This is a genomic window from Alkalimonas delamerensis, from assembly GCF_030717955.1.
GTDB lineage: Bacteria > Pseudomonadota > Gammaproteobacteria > Enterobacterales > Alteromonadaceae > Alkalimonas > Alkalimonas delamerensis.
Map to the genome: position 1 here is coordinate 194050 of NZ_JAUZVY010000005.1, position 17039 is coordinate 211088.

At 54.5% G+C, this 17039-nt stretch carries 15 protein-coding genes; 6 read left to right on the top strand and 9 right to left on the bottom strand.

Translation table 11 applies throughout. The annotated features are described in order from the left end of the window. Positions 1–77 precede the first annotated feature (77 nt). Positions 78–1094, top strand: a complete 1017-nt coding sequence (locus Q3O59_RS12635) for an efflux RND transporter periplasmic adaptor subunit (protein WP_369812392.1) — start codon at positions 78–80, stop codon at positions 1092–1094. 5 nt (positions 1095–1099) lie between these two features. After that, positions 1100–4261, top strand: a complete 3162-nt coding sequence (locus tag Q3O59_RS12640; protein WP_305945914.1) for an efflux RND transporter permease subunit — start codon at positions 1100–1102, stop codon at positions 4259–4261. A 26-nt stretch (positions 4262–4287) separates the two neighbouring features. Here Q3O59_RS12640 and Q3O59_RS12645 read toward each other — a convergent pair whose 3' ends face one another. The 3 genes from Q3O59_RS12645 to Q3O59_RS12655 form a co-directional block, all read right to left on the bottom strand. Continuing rightward, complete coding sequence (locus Q3O59_RS12645) at positions 4288–4482, bottom strand: hypothetical protein (RefSeq protein ID WP_305945915.1); 195 nt, start codon at positions 4480–4482, stop codon at positions 4288–4290. Positions 4483–4552: 70 nt separating this feature from the next. Continuing rightward, complete coding sequence (locus Q3O59_RS12650) at positions 4553–4927, bottom strand: response regulator (RefSeq protein ID WP_305945916.1); 375 nt, start codon at positions 4925–4927, stop codon at positions 4553–4555. A gap of 244 nt (positions 4928–5171) precedes the next feature. Further along, entirely contained in the window at positions 5172–5867 is a 696-nt protein-coding gene (locus Q3O59_RS12655) for a DUF2726 domain-containing protein (RefSeq protein ID WP_305945917.1), read from the bottom strand. Positions 5868–6087: 220 nt separating this feature from the next. Between Q3O59_RS12655 and aceB the strand changes: the two genes are divergently transcribed. Then, complete coding sequence (gene aceB / locus Q3O59_RS12660; RefSeq protein WP_305945918.1) at positions 6088–7707, top strand: malate synthase A; 1620 nt, start codon at positions 6088–6090, stop codon at positions 7705–7707. A 104-nt stretch (positions 7708–7811) separates the two neighbouring features. Here the strand turns inward: aceB and Q3O59_RS12665 are convergent, their stop codons facing one another. The 6 genes from Q3O59_RS12665 to aceK all read right to left on the bottom strand — a co-directional run bounded on the left by Q3O59_RS12665 (position 7812) and on the right by aceK (position 14558). Beyond that, entirely contained in the window at positions 7812–8753 is a 942-nt protein-coding gene (locus Q3O59_RS12665; RefSeq protein ID WP_305945919.1) for a LysR family transcriptional regulator, read from the bottom strand. Positions 8754–8863: 110 nt separating this feature from the next. Next, positions 8864–9868 (bottom strand): cytochrome d ubiquinol oxidase subunit II, encoded by a 1005-nt coding sequence (cydB, locus tag Q3O59_RS12670; protein ID WP_305945920.1) that lies wholly within the window; start codon positions 9866–9868, stop codon positions 8864–8866. Further along, positions 9865–11238 (bottom strand): cytochrome ubiquinol oxidase subunit I, encoded by a 1374-nt coding sequence (locus tag Q3O59_RS12675; RefSeq protein ID WP_305945921.1) that lies wholly within the window; start codon positions 11236–11238, stop codon positions 9865–9867. The genes cydB and Q3O59_RS12675 overlap by 4 nt, the downstream gene beginning before the upstream one ends. Before the next feature lie 10 nt (positions 11239–11248). After that, positions 11249–11800, bottom strand: coding sequence for a GbsR/MarR family transcriptional regulator (locus Q3O59_RS12680; protein WP_305945922.1), 552 nt, complete (start codon positions 11798–11800; stop codon positions 11249–11251). Between the two features lie 119 nt (positions 11801–11919). After that, positions 11920–12657 (bottom strand): tRNA-uridine aminocarboxypropyltransferase, encoded by a 738-nt coding sequence (locus Q3O59_RS12685; RefSeq protein WP_305945923.1) that lies wholly within the window; start codon positions 12655–12657, stop codon positions 11920–11922. 152 nt (positions 12658–12809) lie between these two features. Further along, positions 12810–14558 (bottom strand): bifunctional isocitrate dehydrogenase kinase/phosphatase, encoded by a 1749-nt coding sequence (gene aceK, locus Q3O59_RS12690; protein ID WP_305945924.1) that lies wholly within the window; start codon positions 14556–14558, stop codon positions 12810–12812. A gap of 158 nt (positions 14559–14716) precedes the next feature. On the opposite strand from aceK, the gene Q3O59_RS12695 reads away from it, so the two are divergent. The 3 genes from Q3O59_RS12695 (at position 14717) to Q3O59_RS12705 (ending at position 16866) form a co-directional block, all read left to right on the top strand. Continuing rightward, a complete protein-coding gene (locus tag Q3O59_RS12695; RefSeq protein WP_305945925.1) occupies positions 14717–16165 on the top strand; it encodes an NAD-dependent succinate-semialdehyde dehydrogenase in 1449 nt (482 codons plus the stop codon). A gap of 183 nt (positions 16166–16348) precedes the next feature. Continuing rightward, positions 16349–16576: an addiction module protein gene (locus Q3O59_RS12700; RefSeq protein ID WP_305945926.1), complete on the top strand. Its 228-nt coding sequence runs from the start codon at positions 16349–16351 to the stop codon at positions 16574–16576. Further along, positions 16576–16866: a type II toxin-antitoxin system RelE/ParE family toxin gene (locus tag Q3O59_RS12705; RefSeq protein ID WP_305946023.1), complete on the top strand. Its 291-nt coding sequence runs from the start codon at positions 16576–16578 to the stop codon at positions 16864–16866. Before Q3O59_RS12700 ends, Q3O59_RS12705 begins: the two co-directional genes overlap by 1 nt. Positions 16867–17039: the final 173 nt, after the last annotated feature.

Genomic DNA, 17039 nt, shown 5'->3' on the forward strand with positions numbered 1-17039 from the left:
ATGATTCGAAGGGGAAATGTGTGAGGCGATGCAAAGCAATTGGTTGGAAGCAAGCTTTGGTGCTTTTGGTCCTGGCAATGCTGGCGGGCTGTGAGTCTGCTGAGCCGACCAGCAACGCGACCGGTACCGCAGCGGAAAGCCGGGCCATTGCCGTGGCTGCTGCTGAAGTGCAGTATCGGGACTTATCCCGCCGTCTGCTGCTCTCTGCCAGCGTACGGCCACGGGAAACTGTGCGCATTTCAGCGCAAACCCGCGGTATTGTGCAGCAATTGCTGGTTGAAGAAGGCGACTCTGTCCATGCCGGCCAATTGCTGCTTAGCCTTGACCAGGCGGAGCAGCGGGCTGAACTGGCGCGGGCAGAGGCATTGCTGGAGCAGGCTCAGTTGGCGTATCGGCGCCAGGCCGAGCTTTATCAGCGTGAACTGACCAGTGCTTCGGAGTATCAGGCGCAGGCGGCAGCCTTGCGGGTCGCTGAAAGTGAGTACCAATTGTGGCAAACCCGGGTGGCTTTTGGCACTGTGCTGGCACCGCGTGATGCGGTGGTGAGCCGGCGCTGGGTTGAACTTGGTGAAAGCATTCGTGAGCAGGATCCTCTATTGGAGCTGACCGATGTATCCCAATTGGTGCTGCACCTGGGGGTGTCCGAACTCGATGTGGCTTATCTGACCCTGGGGCAGCAGGTGGAGGTGCAGTTGGATGCGATGCCGGGTCGCATCCTGACCGCTGAAGTCCGCCGGATTTTTCCAACCGCTGAACTTAGCAGCCGTTTTATCACGGTGGAAGTGGTTCTGCCTGAAAAGGCCTGGCAGCAAGGGGTTCGGCCAGGCTTTCTGGGGCGGGTAAATCTGACGATAGATGCCCGGCAGGATGCGCTGGCGGTGCCAGCTTCGGCTGTAGTGCAACAAGAGGGCGGTGCTTTTATGATGGTCATTGCCAATGAGCGTCTGGAGAAGCGCGAGGTGCAAACCGGGGTGCAGCGCGGCCAGTGGCTGGAAATTACCGAAGGGGTTGAAGCCGGCGAAGTGGTGTTGGCAGCACTGGCCAGTGAAATGAACGAAGGCCAGCGCGTTCGTATCGTTGGTTGGCGGGGTTAAGTGCTATGCGCAAAACCACAGCCAGCAGCACGTCCGTAATTACCCGTTGGGCCATCGATCGCCCGGTGGGCACCTTGGCACTGGCATCGGTTATTCTGGTGCTGGGGCTGTTTTTCATCCAGCGCCTGCCGGTGGACTTATTGCCGCACATTGAATACCCACAAATTCGGGTCACGGTGAATTACTCTGGGGTGGCACCGGAGGTGATGGAAGAGCAGATCACCCGGGTACTGGAGCGCAATCTGGCCTCGGTTGAAAATCTGGTGCATATCGACAGCCGGGCATCGGAAGGTCGTACCAATGTCAATTTGCATTTTAGTTATGGCACCAATCTGGATGTCGCCTTGCAAAATGCATCCCGAGCGCTGGAGCTGGCGCGCACGCAGTTACCACGGGATATCGAGCCACCTCGACTGTATAAGTTTGATCCTTCCCAGGCCCCTATCTGGCAGGCTGGTTTTAGCTCGCCCATTCGAACCGAAGTTGAAGTACGCGATTGGATAGAAAATCGCCTGACACCGCATTTGATCGCCATCGAAGGGGTGTCCTCGGTCGAGGCTGCTGGCGGTTTGGAGCGGGAAGTGCAGGTGGTATTGGACCAGCACCGCCTGGCCGCCTATCAGCTGACCATGCAGGATGTGGTGCAGCAGCTGGCCGCAGAAAATGTCGATATTGCTGGTGGCTGGGTCACCTCGGATCGCTTTGATGTGATGTCCAAAACCGAAGGTCGTTTTCGTAGCGTCGACGATATCGAGCAGTTGATGTTGCCGCTGCCGGGCTCGGATCAGCGCATTCGTTTGCGTGAAGTGGCAAGAGTCACGGACAGCTTTCGTGAGCAGCGGGTTTTCAGCCGGTTAAATGGCGTACCTGCGGTGCAGTTGTCGGTTTTTAAGCTGCCGGAAGCCAATACGGTTGAAGTGGTTGAGCAGGTACAAAATGCCATTGCGCAGCTGGAGCGCTCAGGGTTTATTCCGGCGGATATGGCGGTTCAGGCCATCAATGATCCAGCCTTTTTTATTCGCGGCGCCATTGCCAGTGTCTCCAGTGCTGCCATTTTAGGCGGCTGTCTGGCGATGCTGGTGGTCTGGCTGTTCTTGGGCAGTGTGCGCAAAAGCTTTGTGATTGGCTTATCCATTCCGATTGCTTTGATGGCGACCTTTGCCCTGATGGGGCAAGGCGGACTGACCATCAACATCATCAGCCTGGGTGGTTTGGCACTGGGTGTTGGCTTATTGCTGGACAATGCCATTGTGATGCTGGAAAACATTTTTCGTCATCACGAAAAGTTGCACAAAGCACCAAACCAAGCGGCCAAGGAAGGCTCGGCGGAAGTCGCCTCGGCAGTCATTGCCGGTACCATGACCAATCTGGCGGCTGTGGTGCCTTTTTTACTGATTACCGGTATGGCGGCGCTGGTGTTTCGGGAAATGATTCTGACCATCTCCTTTGCGATCCTGGCGACTTTAGTCGCTGCCCTGACCCTGGTGCCGATGTTGGCGGCTTTGCTGGGCAAGGTGCGTTGGCAAAGTGGTTTGGGCCAGAGTCTGCCCGTGCGGAGCTTTCATCGATTACTGGACACACTCAGGTTGAGCTACGGTCGTTTGCTTGGCTGGGTGCTAAAAGCGCGTTGGTGGGTACTGGCGGCGACTGCTGTAGCCTTTTTCGGCAGTTACCAACTGTTTCAGCAACTGGGTGGGGAATTTTTACCTCCGGTCGATGATGGCAGTGTGTCGGTACGGATCGCTTTGCCGCCGGGGACACCGCCACAGGAAACCGAGGCCATGAGCCGTGAAGTTGAAGCTCTGCTGGCCTCCATGCCGCATGTTGAAACCCTGTTCGCTTTGGTCGGCGGGCACTTAAGTGGTGGCATTGTCAATGAACGCCCGGGGGTGGCGAACTTTCGCATGCAGCTTACCCCGGCCAGTCAGCGGCCTGAGATGACGGCAGGGCAGTGGGTCAGCCATACCCAACAGGCATTGCAGCAGCTGTCTTTGCCTGGGGCTCGTATCAGTGTGCGCCCACCCAGCATCCGTGGTTTGCGTTTTGGTCGCGCCGGAGCAGACTTCTCGGTGGCTATCGTTGGCGAGGACTTGGCCGGCTTGCACCGTGTCTCCAATCAAATCGCTGCTCTGCTGCAGGATGTGCCGGGCTTGCAGGGGCTGGAAACTGCCCGTGAAGAGCAAAGTCCCTTATTGCAAATCCGGGTTGATCGTGAGCGAGCGGCAGATTTTGGTTTGGGCGTGGCAGAGGTTGGCCAGGCCATCCGGCAAGCGGTGCATGGCGCTGTGCCATCACGTTTTGTCGATCAAACCCGTGAATACGATATTCGGGTGCAACTGCCCCGTACCCAGGTGCAGGATGCCGAACAACTGGGGAATTTGCTGCTGTTTCGTCAGCAGGGGCAAACGGTGTTTTTACGCGATTTGGCTCGGTTTGAACTCACCGATGGCCCGGCCCATATTGAGCGGGAGAATCAAAGCCGTTTGCTGCGGATGAATGCCGATATCAATACCGCTGAGTCGGATGTCGCCAGTCTGATGGCTGAAGTGGAGCGGCGGCTGGAAAGCTTGGAGTTGCCGGATCAGTTTAGCCTGATTTTAGGGGGACAGTGGGAAACCATGCAGGAAACCCAGCGTGAGCTTGGCCTGGTGATTCTATTGTCGATTTTCCTGGTGTTTGTGGTGCTGGCGGTGCAGTACGAAAAGCTGAGCAATCCGCTGGTGATTATTGCTGCGGCACCCATGTCATTGATGGGCGTGGTATTGGCCTTGTGGCTCACCGGTAGCTTGCTGTCGGCACCTGTGCTGATTGGGGTGGTGCTCTTGATTGGTATCGTGGTAAACAATGCCATTTTGCTGGTGGAGTACATTGAGCTTGGTCGCGCTGAAGGCAAGACCATGCAGCAAGCTGTGGTTGATGCAGGCCAGGTCAGGCTGCGCCCTATTTTAATGACCACGCTCACCACCGTGCTGGGCATGACGCCTTTGGCAATAGGACTGGGCGAGGGGGCTGAGATCATGCAGCCACTTGCGATTAGCGTGATTGGTGGCTTGCTCGGCGCGATGTTGCTGACTTTGCTGCTGGTGCCGGTGCTCTATGTGTTGATTATTGGCGCCAGTGAAAAGTTGGTTTACTCAATCACAGGAAAAAGCCCATCCAGCGGCTAACCGCTATGGATGGGCTTGGCATCGCATCAGACTTTGATGTCGATATTCATACCCAGATTGCCGACCGGGGTTGGCTTTTGCATGGCGTCTGCGCTTTGCATCGCGCTTTCCACCAGCAAATTGGTCATCTGGGCTTCTTGATTGAGCTGCTTTTTTGCCATCACAGCTCCCAGTACTTCAAAGGCCTGGGCCGAAGCCGCAGCACCAACAGATTGACTCATCGATACCTCCTTTAGGATCAAAGCGTCGTCTCGTTATCGGCACTGCCTGACAAAGCTTTAGGATTTATTTTCAAGCCACGGAGACAGCTTGTTTTTTAAGTTTGCTTAGTACTTCGGCGATTTTTTGCCCGAAAAAGGGTTTGGTAATAAAGCCCGAGGCACCTGCTGCCATGGCGTCTTGCAAGTTGTCACGGGTGCTGTGGGCCGTGATCACCACGATGGGTGTTTTAATGCTTGCTTTAAGCTGCTTAAGCAAGGTGATGCCATGGGTATCGGGCAGCTCCAAATCCAGGAAAATCACATCGCACTTGTCTTGCATCGCATGCTGCAAGCCGAGTCGTCCAGTAGGGGCATCCACAATCTGTTCTACCTTGAGCGAGCTGAGGATTTGGCGCAATACTTCGCGGATTAAAGCGTTGTCATCGATGATTAAAGCCGATTTCATACAGTGTATCCTTTCAATTTGAAGGCAGGTGCTTTGGTACAGACTGCTTAAGTGTAGAGTAAGCTACGCGCATCCATCGTTGTTGGATGAATTATCCGCGATTTATCATGTTTTCATCGGAATATTTTCGGCAATCGAGCTGCGAAACATTGCCGGTGGTGGGGCTGGCAGGGGAAAAATGATGCCGCCTGTTGCAGCAGGCGGCATCCGACTTATCGCAGGAGTGACTCATTTCTCCAATGCGTTAAGAAGCCTGGACCAGAGCTGTCGATTGGGCACGAATTTGTGACTGCGACAACGCTGGGGTAAGTCGGGGCAGGGCCGGTTTAAGCGGCAATGCCTCTATTGTATCCGATTCTGTGCGGCTCGCCACCAGAGGGCGCAGTGAGCGTACCGGGCGGGTTGGGCCTTTCTTAAAGCGCCCCTTAATCAAGGGTTCGGTTTTCTTGATGTTGGCACCCAGACGGTTAATCAGACATTGTTGAATATCACCAATGCTGTAGCCTTGCTTGATTTTCATGCGTAGATAAGGCAGGCCAGCGGCTTCCAATGCACCACTGACATACCAGTCATGACTGGCTTTATGGCCTTGTTTGCTGTTGGGGTTGACCAAATCGATGGCGGCGACAATGGACATGTCATTCGGATCGCACAACACAAAGTCCAGATACTTGCCATTGAGTTTGAGTAAAGCGGTGCGGCGGGTTTTATTGCTGGTGTTTTTCTTAAAATCCAGCACATCGGCCAGTTTGACCCGGCTGAGAACCTTGTACTCTTTGTCGACGGCTTGTTCGAGCAAGCGCAAAAAGCCACGCTCCACCTGGGTAAAGACCGGGCCACGCTTTTGGAATGGGAACGGGTTGCCTTGTTCGACAAAACGACTGGCCACCAGAGCGGCAACCACCACCAGCACCACCAACAACAGTAAGATAAACTCCATAACTCCTCCGACAAGAAATTGACAGCATTTGCCGCTGTCTCCTGTACTGGCAGTTACTAAGCATAAGCTGTGCCAAAGTTTCCAGGGCAGTATTTCCCTGGTATTTCACGTATGAATCATAAGTATATGTCGCATTGATTTTAATTATGTTTGGTCGCGGCCTATAGTGGGGTATTGCCAAGGTTCAGGCGCGTTTCGGCGCGCTATTCAGGAGATGCCCATGACAACCACCACGATTGAACGCCAACGTCTGTCCATCCAAACCAATCCGGTTGATGCCGAATTTCAGCAGCAATTGGACCAAGTGTTCACTGAGGATGCTTGCGCTTTGCTGGTGGAGTTAACCCGTGAGTTTCGTCCCCGGTTGCAGCAGCTGTTGGCGGAGCGTCAACGCAAGCAAGCGCGCTTTGATGCGGGTGACTTGCCGGACTTTTTGTCAGAAACTAAAGCCATTCGCGAGTCCGATTGGCAAGTGGCGGCTATTCCAGCCGATTTGCAGGACCGTCGGTTGGAAATTACCGGCCCGGTCGATCGCAAGATGGTGATCAATGCCCTGAATGCCGATGTCAAAGTCTTTATGGCCGACTTTGAAGATGCCCAGTCGCCGACCTGGCAAGGGGTGGTGGAAGGCCAGGTGAATTTGCGCGACGCCAATCTGGGCAGCATCAGCTACACCGATCCGAACAGCGGCAAAGCGTATGCGCTGAAAGAAAACCCAGCCTTGTTAATTGCCCGGGTGCGGGGCCTGCACCTGTGGGAGAAGCACCTGCAGGTTGATGGCGAAGTGATACCGGGTGCGCTGATGGATTTTGCCCTGTACTTTATTCACAATCTGGCACAGCGTCAGAAGATGAGCACCGGTGTTTATTTTTACCTGCCGAAGCTGCAAAGCCATCAGGAAGCCAAGTGGTGGGATGATGTGTTTCGTTACACCGAACAGAAATTTGGCGTGCCGGTCGGTACTATTCGCGCTACTGTATTGATTGAAACCCTGCCCGCCGTGTTTGAGATGGATGAAATCCTCTACAGCCTGCGCGATCACATCGTAGCGCTGAACTGTGGCCGTTGGGATTATATTTTTAGCTACATTAAAACCCTGAAAAACCACCCGGATCGGGTGCTGCCGGATAGGCAGGTGGTCACCATGGACAAGCCGTTTTTAAGCGCTTATTCCCGTTTACTGATCAAAACCTGCCACAAGCGTGGTGCTTTGGCGATGGGCGGCATGGCAGCCCTTATTCCGGCCAAAGATCCGGAGCAAAATAAAGCCATTCTGGCCAAAGTCACCGCCGACAAAGAGCTGGAAGCCAGCAATGGCCACGATGGCACCTGGATAGCGCACCCGGGCCTGGCCGCCACGGCTGGCGCTGTGCTGAACAAGCATCTGGGGGATAAACCGAATCAATTGCAGGTGCTGCGCGAGCAGGATGCGCCGGTCACTGCTGCCGACTTGCTGGCACCCTGTGAGGGCGAGCGCACCGAAGCCGGCATGCGCACCAATATCCGGGTGGCGCTGCAGTATCTGGCGGCCTGGATCAGCGGCAAGGGCTGTGTGCCGATTTACGGCCTGATGGAAGATGCCGCCACCGCCGAGATTTCCCGCGCCTCGATTTGGCAGTGGATCCAACATGGCAAGAAACTGAGCAATGGCCAGCTGGTCACCAAGCAGTTGTTTGCCAGCATGCTGGATGAAGAAGCTGAAGTGGTGAAAGGAGAAGTGGGCAGCGACGCTTGGGCCAGCCAGAACTTTGAACGGGCCAAAAGTCTGCTGCTCGACATCACCACCGCCGATGAACTGGTGGACTTTTTAACCTTACCGGCTTACGACTTACTGCCCTAAAGTTTCAACGACTTTGGCTCTCCCCCCGGGATGCTGGGAGCCACTGCAGCCGCTGCTGATCTTGCTGATGTCAGCAGTGGCTGACCTTTTGGGGCCGTTTTTTGTTAAGCGTTTATTTCTTCAGCAGTTTCAGTGATCAGCCGCCGCAGCCAGATATGGCTGGCATCCTGATGCAGCAGCGGGCTCCAGATCATTTTCAGCTCAATCGATGGGATGGCAAAGGGCGGGTCTAAAATCGCCATGCTGTCGTCGTTTTCATACAGCCGCGCCGCCCGAAGTGGCAAGGTGGCGATTAAGTCCATTTCCACCGCCAGATGCATGGCGACATGGTAATTGCGGGTAAAAACGCTGATGGTACGCTGTTTGCCCAGCTTGGCCAGGGCTTCATCGACCCAGCCGAGCTTTTGAATGTCTTTTGGATCCATGCCAACGCCCACACCAAAACCGGTTTTACTGACCCAGATATGGCGGCTTTTCAGGTAGCTTTCCAGGTTAAACTGCTTGAGCACCGGGTTTTGCCGGTTGACCAGACAGGCAAAACTGTCGCGCCAGACGGTTTTTTGATGAAAAGACTGCGGCAGCTGGTCAAAGCGGTTGATCGCCATATCGACCTTGCCGTTTTCCACATCGTGAAAAGTGACATCGGATGGCGTCATAATGTCCAGCGTGGTGGCTGGAGCTTGCTCACGCATTTTTTTCAGCAGTGCCGGGATCAGAGTGGAAGCGGCGTAGTCGCTGGACATAATGCGAAACACCCGGCTGCTTTGGCTGGGATCAAAATCCTTGTGCGGCTGCAGGCTTTCTTCCAGCGTCAGCAGCACACCGCGCACAATGGGTGCCAGCTCTTTGGCGCGCTCGGTTGGCACCATGCCTTCGGAAGTGCGGACCAAAATGGGATCGTTCAGCAAATCGCGCAAGCGCTTTAAGCCATTGCTCATCGCCGGCTGAGTGATGTTGAGCTGGTTGGCGGCGCGGGTGACGTTTTTCTCCCGCAGCAACACATCCAGATAGACCAGCAGGTTTAAATCGACTTTGTTGATATTCATCCGTTCAATGCTTATTTAGTTGGACATTGATTGGCTGAATCATAACACCGGTGAATGGGCGCTGCATTAAAATTTCTAGCAGCGCCCTCTGTGTTTGGTTGGAGAGTTGCTCAATAGTACTTCAAATCATCGGCCTTGCCGCGAAAGGCGTAGTAGGCGACTGCGGTATAAGCCAGAATAAAGGGCAGCACGAAGATGGCGCCAAAGAAAATAATCTGCAGCGACTCTTTCGAGCTGGCGGCCTCGTACAACGTCATGTCGTTTGGCACCACAAAGGGGTAGAAACTCAGCACCAGGCCGGCAAAACAGCAAACAAAAATAATCAGTGTCAGCCAAAAGGGCAGCCAGGCGCCTTTGTCATCCGGCAGTGGCAAACGCTTTAACACCAGATAACCCAGCGCAAACATGCCAAAGCACAATAAAGGAATGGCGGCATAAAAATACGCCAGTGGTGGCTCGGTCCAGACCGCATAAACATTGGCGTTGACCAGCGGGTTGATCATACTGACCGCCAAAATACCACCAAAAGTCAGCACACCGGATTTTTTGCAGCTGGCAATCGCATGGCGCTGCAGCTCGCCGCTGGTTTTGCCTATCAGCCAGGCATTGCCAATCATGGCGTAGGCGGCGGTGACGCAGAGGCCACTGAAGCTGGCAAAGAGCACACTGCTTAGCTGGTAGTTCAGCCCCATTACGTAAATGCCCAGCATAAAGCCCTGGCTAAAGGTCGCCAGCAAGGAGCCGGCTTTAAAGGTCCAGTCCCAGTTGCGTTTTTGCGCTGGCTTAACCTTGGCACGAAAGTCAAAGGCTACGCCGCGCAGGATAAGCCCAATCAGCAGCAGAGCGGCGGGTAAGTACATAGCGTGTAAAATGGCGCTGTGGGCAGCTGGAAAAGCCACCAACAACAGACCCACCGCCATCACCAACCAGGTTTCATTGGCGTCCCAAAAGGGGCCGATGGAGGCAATGGCGGTATCGCGCCAGGCTTCGTTGTGCATCGGCAGGGTAATGCCCACCCCCAGATCGTAGCCATCCAAGATCCCATACAGCAGCAGCGAAAGGGCGGTCAGAGCAGCAAACACCAGCGCCAGATTTTCTGCAGTTAACCAACTCATGCGGAGGCTCCTTCTGCTGTCGCACTGGCTTTTCGCTCAGGCAGGCCAGGCTGGGTGAGATCGTACTCTTCGACATCGACGGCCCGCTTGGCCAAGACAAAGAGGGTTTTGATGTAGGCAAACAGCAGCACGGCGTACAGCAGCAAATACAAGGTCAAAGTAATGGCCACCTGCTCACTGGCGATGGTGGTCACCGCATCGCGGGTTTTTAGCACACCATAGACCAGATAAGGCTGACGGCCGATTTCAGTAACGTACCAGCCGGCCAAAGTCGCCACCCAGCCAGAGAAGGTCATACCAACCAACAACTTGAGTTGCAGCGGTGTCAGGCTGCCATGGCGGTACAAGCGGGCGCTGCACCACCAGGCGATGGCCAGCATCAGCAAGCCGATGCCGACCATCAGCCGGAAGCTGTAAAACACAGGAGCTACCGGCGGGTGCTCGCCTTTAAAGTCATTCAGGCCTTGCAACTCGCCATCCAGCTGATGGGTTAAAATCAGACTGGCCAACTTGGGAATTTCCAGTGCAAAGCGGTTTTGCCGGTTTTCTTCATCCGGCAGCGCAAACAGCACCAGTGGCGCGCCTTGTTGGGTTTCCCACAAACCTTCCATCGCGGCCACTTTTTGCGGTTGGTGCTCCAGGGTGTTCAAACCATGCAGATCGCCAACAAAAATCTGCAGCGGGACCAGCAAGGCGGCACTGAACAGAGCGGTTTTTAATGTCAGTTGCGGTGCTTTTTTGTTATCACCGCGAAGCAGACGATAAGCCGACAGGCCCGCCACTAAAAAACAGACCGTCAGAGCCGAAGCCAAAAGCATATGAGTGAGGCGGTAGGGAAAAGATGGACTGAAAATAATCGCCAGCCAGTCGGTGGCATGCGCCACGCCATCACGCATTTCAAAGCCGACCGGCGTTTGCATCCAGGAGTTCAGCGCCAGGATCCAAAAGGCCGACAAGGTGGTTGCCAGCGCTACTAAAAAGGTGGCGCCGGTATGGGCCCAGCCTGGCACCCGGTGAAAGCCAAACAGCATAATGCCAAGCAGGGTGGCCTCTAAAAAGAAGGCGGTCAGGATCTCATAGGCCAGCAAAGGCCCGGCAATATTGCCGACGGTTTCCATAAAGCCGGGCCAGTTGGTGCCAAACTGAAACGACATGGTAATGCCGCTGACCACGCCAAGAGCAAAACTCAGGGCAAAGACTTTCACCCAAAAGCGGTAGGCGCGCATCCAGACCGGATGTTTGGAGATATCAAAGCGGACTTTGAAATAAAACAGCAACCAGCCAAGGGCAATGGTGATGGTGGGAAACAGGATATGGAAGCTGATATTGGCGGCAAACTGGATCCGCGACAGGATAAGAGTGTCCAACATAATGACCTCGCTAATCGGCTTTTTTTGCAATCAGTTTGTCTTTAAATTCCAGCACCTTGCCCACACCAGAGCCGAGTTTCATCAGGGTGTTGAGCTTTTCCGGTGACAAGGATTGCAGGCTTTGCGCCCAATCGGTGATATTTTCCAGCAAGTCGTGAATTTCGGCGATACGCTCCTGAGCATAGGCTTCTTCGGCATTGCCGGCTTCATCCAGCAGAATATCGCGCAGCAACGACAGGGTTGGGTCGATTTCGCGCTTTCGCCGCTCTTCAAACACCCGGTTGGCCATATCCCAGATGCTGCCGCGGCTTTGGTAGTAATCTTTGCGATCGCCGGGGCGGTGGGTGGTGTGCACCAGCTGCCAGCTGTGCAGCTCTTTTAAACCCATGCTGACATTGCCACGGGAAATCCCCAGCATTTCACCAATGTCATTGGCGCTCAGTGGTTGTTCGCTGATCACCAGCAGCGCATAGATCTGGCCAACGGTGCGGTTAAAACCCCAGCGACTGCCCATTTCCCCAAAATGACAGACAAAGGACTCGATCATCGGTGTCATCCGCATAGCTACCTCTTTTTGAATATTCAGAAATTTCTGAAAGTATTATAAGTGAGATTTGATCCAGATCAATCAAAATCGCTGCGATAGGGGGACTTTATGCTGGCTGAAGTCGATGGACGCTGTTATCGGCGGCCAGGTTCGCTGCTGCTGGTGGCCACTTGTCGGGCTGGATCCAAGTGGGGTTTGGTCTTCAGGTAAGCGGCGCGAAAGGCCCGGAAATACTGCTGCAAAGCGGTGCTAGCTTCCGGCAAAGCTGCCAGGTGCAGTACTTCGATGGCCACTTCAGCAGTACACAGCTGGTGCAGGTGAGCGGCTTCGCGCAGCCGGTAATCCGAGGCCTGCTCTGGCGCGATGCCAAGCACTGGCAAGGATTGCAAGTAAGGGCTTTTCAACATTTTTTTGGCTTCGCGCCAGGTGCCATCCAGCAGCACAAACAGCGGGGTCTTGCCATCCGTGTGGTTGGCAAGCTGGGCCGAAGTATAAATGCAGCGGGCTGGCTCAACGTATTCATGCGGGAAAATAAGCACCGGGGCATAAGCCGGGTTGGCCAGCAGCGCCAGCAAATCAGGGTCTGCTTCGGTGCGCTGCCATAAAAAAGCATGGTTATCGGCCATCACATCGGCAATTAAGCGGCCGGTATTGCTGGGTTTGTAGGCTTCGCCCTTGTACATCAGCAGGCAAAACGCAGCCCCCTGTTGTGGCTCGGGTTTGGCCGCGCAGATGCAGTGGGCCTCGGCCAGCAAACAGGCCGGGCAGCGCTTGAGTTTGGCGCCTCGGGCCAAAAACACCCGTTTGGATGCCAGCAACTCGCGCTCGCGCAAAGCTAGGACGGCATTATGTGGTTTGGCAGCAGAGGTCAAAGGGCCAGACTCCAGGGCAAAGAGGCGGCAGTATATACCCAAGTGACCTCAAGATGCGAGTTTCAGCGCCTTTGGGCGCTTTCAATGCAAGGCACTCTGGCGACGCAATGTCGGCCACCTTGCTAGCCAGAGTAACGATTTGCCTGGCAAGCTCAGGCTGATTTCTCGTGAAAACGGGCACTAAAGCGCATGCCATCCGGATAGGGAAACACATCGTCGAACTGACCGGCGCGGATGCGTTGCTGCATCTGTTGCCAGTAAGCCGGGTCCATCAGCTCGGGGTGGGACTTGAGCAGTAAATCCCGTAGTTCGGGCTGCGCTGTAACATAGGTGCTGATTTGCTCCGGAAAGACATCGCCCGGTGCGACGGAGACATCGCTGTAAAGCGCGTCATCGATGCTTTTGGCTTTGGGCAGGGCGCGAAAGTTCACATCCAGTAGGTACTGCACTTCATCGTAATCGTAAAAAATCACCCGCTTGTGGCGGGTTACGCCAAAGTTTTTCAGCAGCATGTCGCCGGGAAAAATATTGGCAGCAATGATGTCTTTTAACGCCTGGCCGTAATCTTTCATGATGCGGGCTTTTTCATCGCTGCCCACCTGCTCCAGGTACAAATTAAGCGGGATCATCCGTCGTTCGATGTACAGGTGCTTGATCACCACCAGCTCGTCTTCAATACGCAGCGAGCCGCCAATGCTTTGCTTAAGCTCTTCCAGCAGTTCGGGCGCAAAGCGGTCGATGGGCAGCGCCACATCCGAGTATTCCATGGTATCGGCCATGCGGCCGACCCGATCGTGCTTTTTCACCTGCAGGTAGCGGGCTTTGACAGTGGCGCGGCTGATGGGCTTGCTTTCCGGAAACTCATCGCGGATCACTTTAAACACATAAGGAAACGACGGCAGGGTGAATACCATCATCACCAAACCGCGGATCCCGGGCGCTGCGACAAAGTGATCGCTGGAGCGGGTTAAATGCTGCAGCAGCTCGCGGTAAAACTCGGTTTTGGCTTGCTTGTGCAAACCGATGCTGGCATAAAGCTCGGCCAGGGTTTTGTGCGGCATCAGTTCACGCAGAAACTGGATCAAGGCCGAAGGCACCGGGCTTTGCACCATAAAATAAGCGCGGGAAAAGCCAAACACCACCGAAAGTTGCTCGGGCTCGGTGATCAGGGTATCCAGGTAAAGCCCTTCGCTGGGGGCGGTGGAGCAGGCCTGCTGATGCAACACCGGGATCACAAAGGGCTGCTGGCCCTCTGGCGTCACCACCCGGCCAATGATGTAAGCAGCCTTGTTGCGGTAAAAAGCGCTTTTTAAAATATCAAAGCGGATCAGGTGCAGCGGGTACTTGCCGTGGCTGGACTGGTCCAAAAAGCTGCGCACCAGATAACGGATATCGCGCTCCAAATCAATAAAGTCGGGACCAAAGCGAAAGTCAGCAATGATCTGGCGCAGTGTTTGTTTCAGGCTGTTTTGAATGGGAAAGTAGCTGTCGTACACCGAAGCAACCGGAGCCGGCAGTTGCTGGCGATTGAGCGTGGTTTGGACAAAAATATTCTGATTGTGAAAGTACTTGCGCTCAAAAAGCCTACAAAACAGCGAGTTGTAAAAGGTTTCGGCCAGCTCCGCCTGCGGGTGCATCTGCAAAAAGTCACTGTACTGCTGTTTGACGTCCTGCCAGAAACCAGCGGAGCCACCCGGATCCGGCAGCTGTTGTTTTAGTTGCTGCAGGGTTTCATTAACCCGTTGATCATAAAACGAAATGCGCTCTGAGCTGAGCTGCAAAAAGCCCGGCCAATCGGCCTGGTTAAAATAGCGGCTGGCGGCGGCTGTACTGTCTTCAAACAGCGCAAAATGGCGTTTAAAGCCTTTTAAAATCAACTCGGCAATGTGTTTTGGCTGCATCTTGCTATGATAGTTGGCATCAAAAGGTCATCTTCGCATGAAACTGTCGAAATGCAAGCCTCCCCCGAATAGGGGAGCGCATGGATCCCGGGTCACATACCCGGAGGTGGCAACGAACCGAGACCTTCTTTAAGCTGACAATCACGAGGAGTCGATTGATGAATGCATCTGTGCCGTTGTTAAAAACCGAAAATTTCTGGCAGGGTCAGTGGCAGGGTGCACCGACGCGTTTTGCCGTGACCAACCCGGCCACGGGTGAACAACTGGCCGAGGTGGCGGATGCGACACCAGAGCAAGCCGGGTTGGCGGTGCAGGCAGCACTCGATGCTTTTGCCAGCTGGTCGGCGACAGCTGCCGATGAGCGAGCGGCTTTGCTGCAGCGCTGGCAGCAGTTGTTGTTGGCGCATCAGGGTGAGCTGGCGCTGCTTTTGACGCTGGAGCAAGGCAAGCCCTTGGCGGAAGCCAAAGGCGAGATTGCTTATGGCGCCTCCTACCTGCAATGGTTTGCTGAAGAAGCCCGGCGGGTGTATGGCGATACCATACCTGCTGCTTCAACCGATAAGCGCATTCTGGTGCTGAAACAGCCGGTCGGAGTCGTGACGGCCATTACCCCCTGGAATTTTCCCAATGCGATGATTGTGCGTAAAGCCGCGGCAGCTTTGGCTACAGGTTGTACCTTTGTGGTCAAACCGGCGCAGCAAACACCGCTCTCGGCGCTGGCGCTGGCAGAGCTGGCGCTGCAGGCGGGGATCCCGGCCGGGGTTTTTAATGTGCTGGCCAGCAGCGATGCCAAAGGCATTGGTGAGGTGTTCACTCAGGATCCGCGGGTAGCGAAATTTAGCTTTACCGGCTCGACGGCGGTTGGAAAAACCTTGCTGGCACAGTGTGCACAAGGCGTGAAACGGGTGTCGATGGAGCTCGGCGGCAATGCGCCTTTTATCGTGTTTGACGATGCCGATCTGGATGCCGCCGTGCAAGGGCTTCTGGCATCGAAATTTCGCAATGCCGGCCAAACCTGCGTCTGCACCAATCGGGTCTATGTGCAGGCCTCGGTTGCCGAGGCTTTTAGTAAGAAGGTGCAGCAAGCGGTCGCCCGTTTGCGACTTGGCAATGGCTGTGATCACGGCGTGGATCTTGGTCCTTTAATTGATGAAGCGGCCTGTCGCAAAGTCGAAGCGCTGGTGCAGGACGCACTAGCTTCCGGGGCCAATTTGATCTGTGGCGGCCAGCGGCAAAGCCCGGACAGTCTGTTTTATCAGCCAACGGTGCTGAGCAAGGTGGATGACCGCATGGCGGTGGCCAAGCAAGAAATTTTTGGCCCGGTTCTGGCGCTGCAATCATTTGATACCGAAGCCGAAGTGCTGGGCAAAGCCAATGCCACCGACTATGGCCTTGCAGCCTATTTTTACAGCCGGGATATTGGCCGTATTTTCCGGGTCGCCGAAGGGCTGCAGTTTGGCATGGTGGGGGTGAATGAAGGCATTATTTCCAATGCAGCGGCCCCCTTTGGTGGGGTTAAGCAATCCGGCTACGGTCGGGAAGGGTCGAAATACGGTCTGGATGATTATCTGGATATCAAATACCTCTGTTTAGGGGGCTTGGGCTAAGCCGCCTGGCATTTCCGGGAGCAGCAATGAACAATGCAGCGTGGCAGTCACGTAAACCAGCAGTAGTGGCCAGAGCAAATTGTAAACGGTTTATGTTGAGTGGGCCCGCAATGTCAATACTGATTTTTACTCAGCATGGTGCAGAAATGGTGTAGACTTGATGCATCAGGCAGGAGGTTTTTTATGCAAACTTCATTAAAGCAAATCGAAGAGCAAGCTCTGGGTTTGAACTCTGAAGATCGGGCGAAATTAGCAGAAGTGATGCTCGAGTCGTTGAGTCCCTCACTGGCAGAAGTAGAGGCTGCTTGGGCGCAAGAGATTGCAGAGCGTGTTGCTGCCTATGACAAAGGCGAAATGCCTGTTTTTGCTGCTGAAGACGTGTTTGCTGAAGCAAAGCGTATTATCAGGTGATGCAGGTAAAATTTGTTGCGCCGGCACGGCGTGAGTTCCTGCAACAAGTCCTCTATTACCATCAGCAAGAGCCAGGACTAGGCGCTGCATTTGCGCTGGAGATTGAAGCAGCCACAGCCAGAGCGCTTGCATTTCCGGAAGCAGGTTCTCCTGCTAGCACGAATACCAGACGAGTTTTCGTTAATAAATTCCCATTTTCAGTGGTGTATCGGCCAGACCATGAGGGCATTGTGGTTTTTGCTGTGGTAAACCACTCACGCAAACCAAATTACTGGGCTTCACGAGCATAAAAAGTATTGGTCACTTTGTTCTAAAACGAGCTCTGAAACAGCCACTTTCTGGCTTTTAAGCCATCTTTCCACTACACTGCGCGTCTTTTCTGATACCAGTCTGTGAGGGCGCGGGCCAATGTAAGTGTTTTTCCTACGTACGATCCTATGAAATTGCTGGAAAAAATGCATGC

Coding starts and splice junctions, on each gene's coding strand:
- Q3O59_RS12635 (WP_369812392.1), top strand. CDS start 78: ATGCTGGCGGGCTGTGAGTCTGCTGAGCCGACCAGCAACGCGACCGGT.
- Q3O59_RS12640 (WP_305945914.1), top strand. CDS start 1,100: ATGCGCAAAACCACAGCCAGCAGCACGTCCGTAATTACCCGTTGGGCC.
- Q3O59_RS12645 (WP_305945915.1), bottom strand. CDS start 4,482: ATGAGTCAATCTGTTGGTGCTGCGGCTTCGGCCCAGGCCTTTGAAGTA.
- Q3O59_RS12650 (WP_305945916.1), bottom strand. CDS start 4,927: ATGAAATCGGCTTTAATCATCGATGACAACGCTTTAATCCGCGAAGTA.
- Q3O59_RS12655 (WP_305945917.1), bottom strand. CDS start 5,867: ATGGAGTTTATCTTACTGTTGTTGGTGGTGCTGGTGGTGGTTGCCGCT.
- aceB (WP_305945918.1), top strand. CDS start 6,088: ATGACAACCACCACGATTGAACGCCAACGTCTGTCCATCCAAACCAAT.
- Q3O59_RS12665 (WP_305945919.1), bottom strand. CDS start 8,753: ATGAATATCAACAAAGTCGATTTAAACCTGCTGGTCTATCTGGATGTG.
- cydB (WP_305945920.1), bottom strand. CDS start 9,868: ATGAGTTGGTTAACTGCAGAAAATCTGGCGCTGGTGTTTGCTGCTCTG.
- Q3O59_RS12675 (WP_305945921.1), bottom strand. CDS start 11,238: ATGTTGGACACTCTTATCCTGTCGCGGATCCAGTTTGCCGCCAATATC.
- Q3O59_RS12680 (WP_305945922.1), bottom strand. CDS start 11,800: ATGCGGATGACACCGATGATCGAGTCCTTTGTCTGTCATTTTGGGGAA.
- aceK (WP_305945924.1), bottom strand. CDS start 14,558: ATGCAGCCAAAACACATTGCCGAGTTGATTTTAAAAGGCTTTAAACGC.
- Q3O59_RS12695 (WP_305945925.1), top strand. CDS start 14,717: ATGAATGCATCTGTGCCGTTGTTAAAAACCGAAAATTTCTGGCAGGGT.
- Q3O59_RS12700 (WP_305945926.1), top strand. CDS start 16,349: ATGCAAACTTCATTAAAGCAAATCGAAGAGCAAGCTCTGGGTTTGAAC.
- Q3O59_RS12705 (WP_305946023.1), top strand. CDS start 16,576: ATGCAGGTAAAATTTGTTGCGCCGGCACGGCGTGAGTTCCTGCAACAA.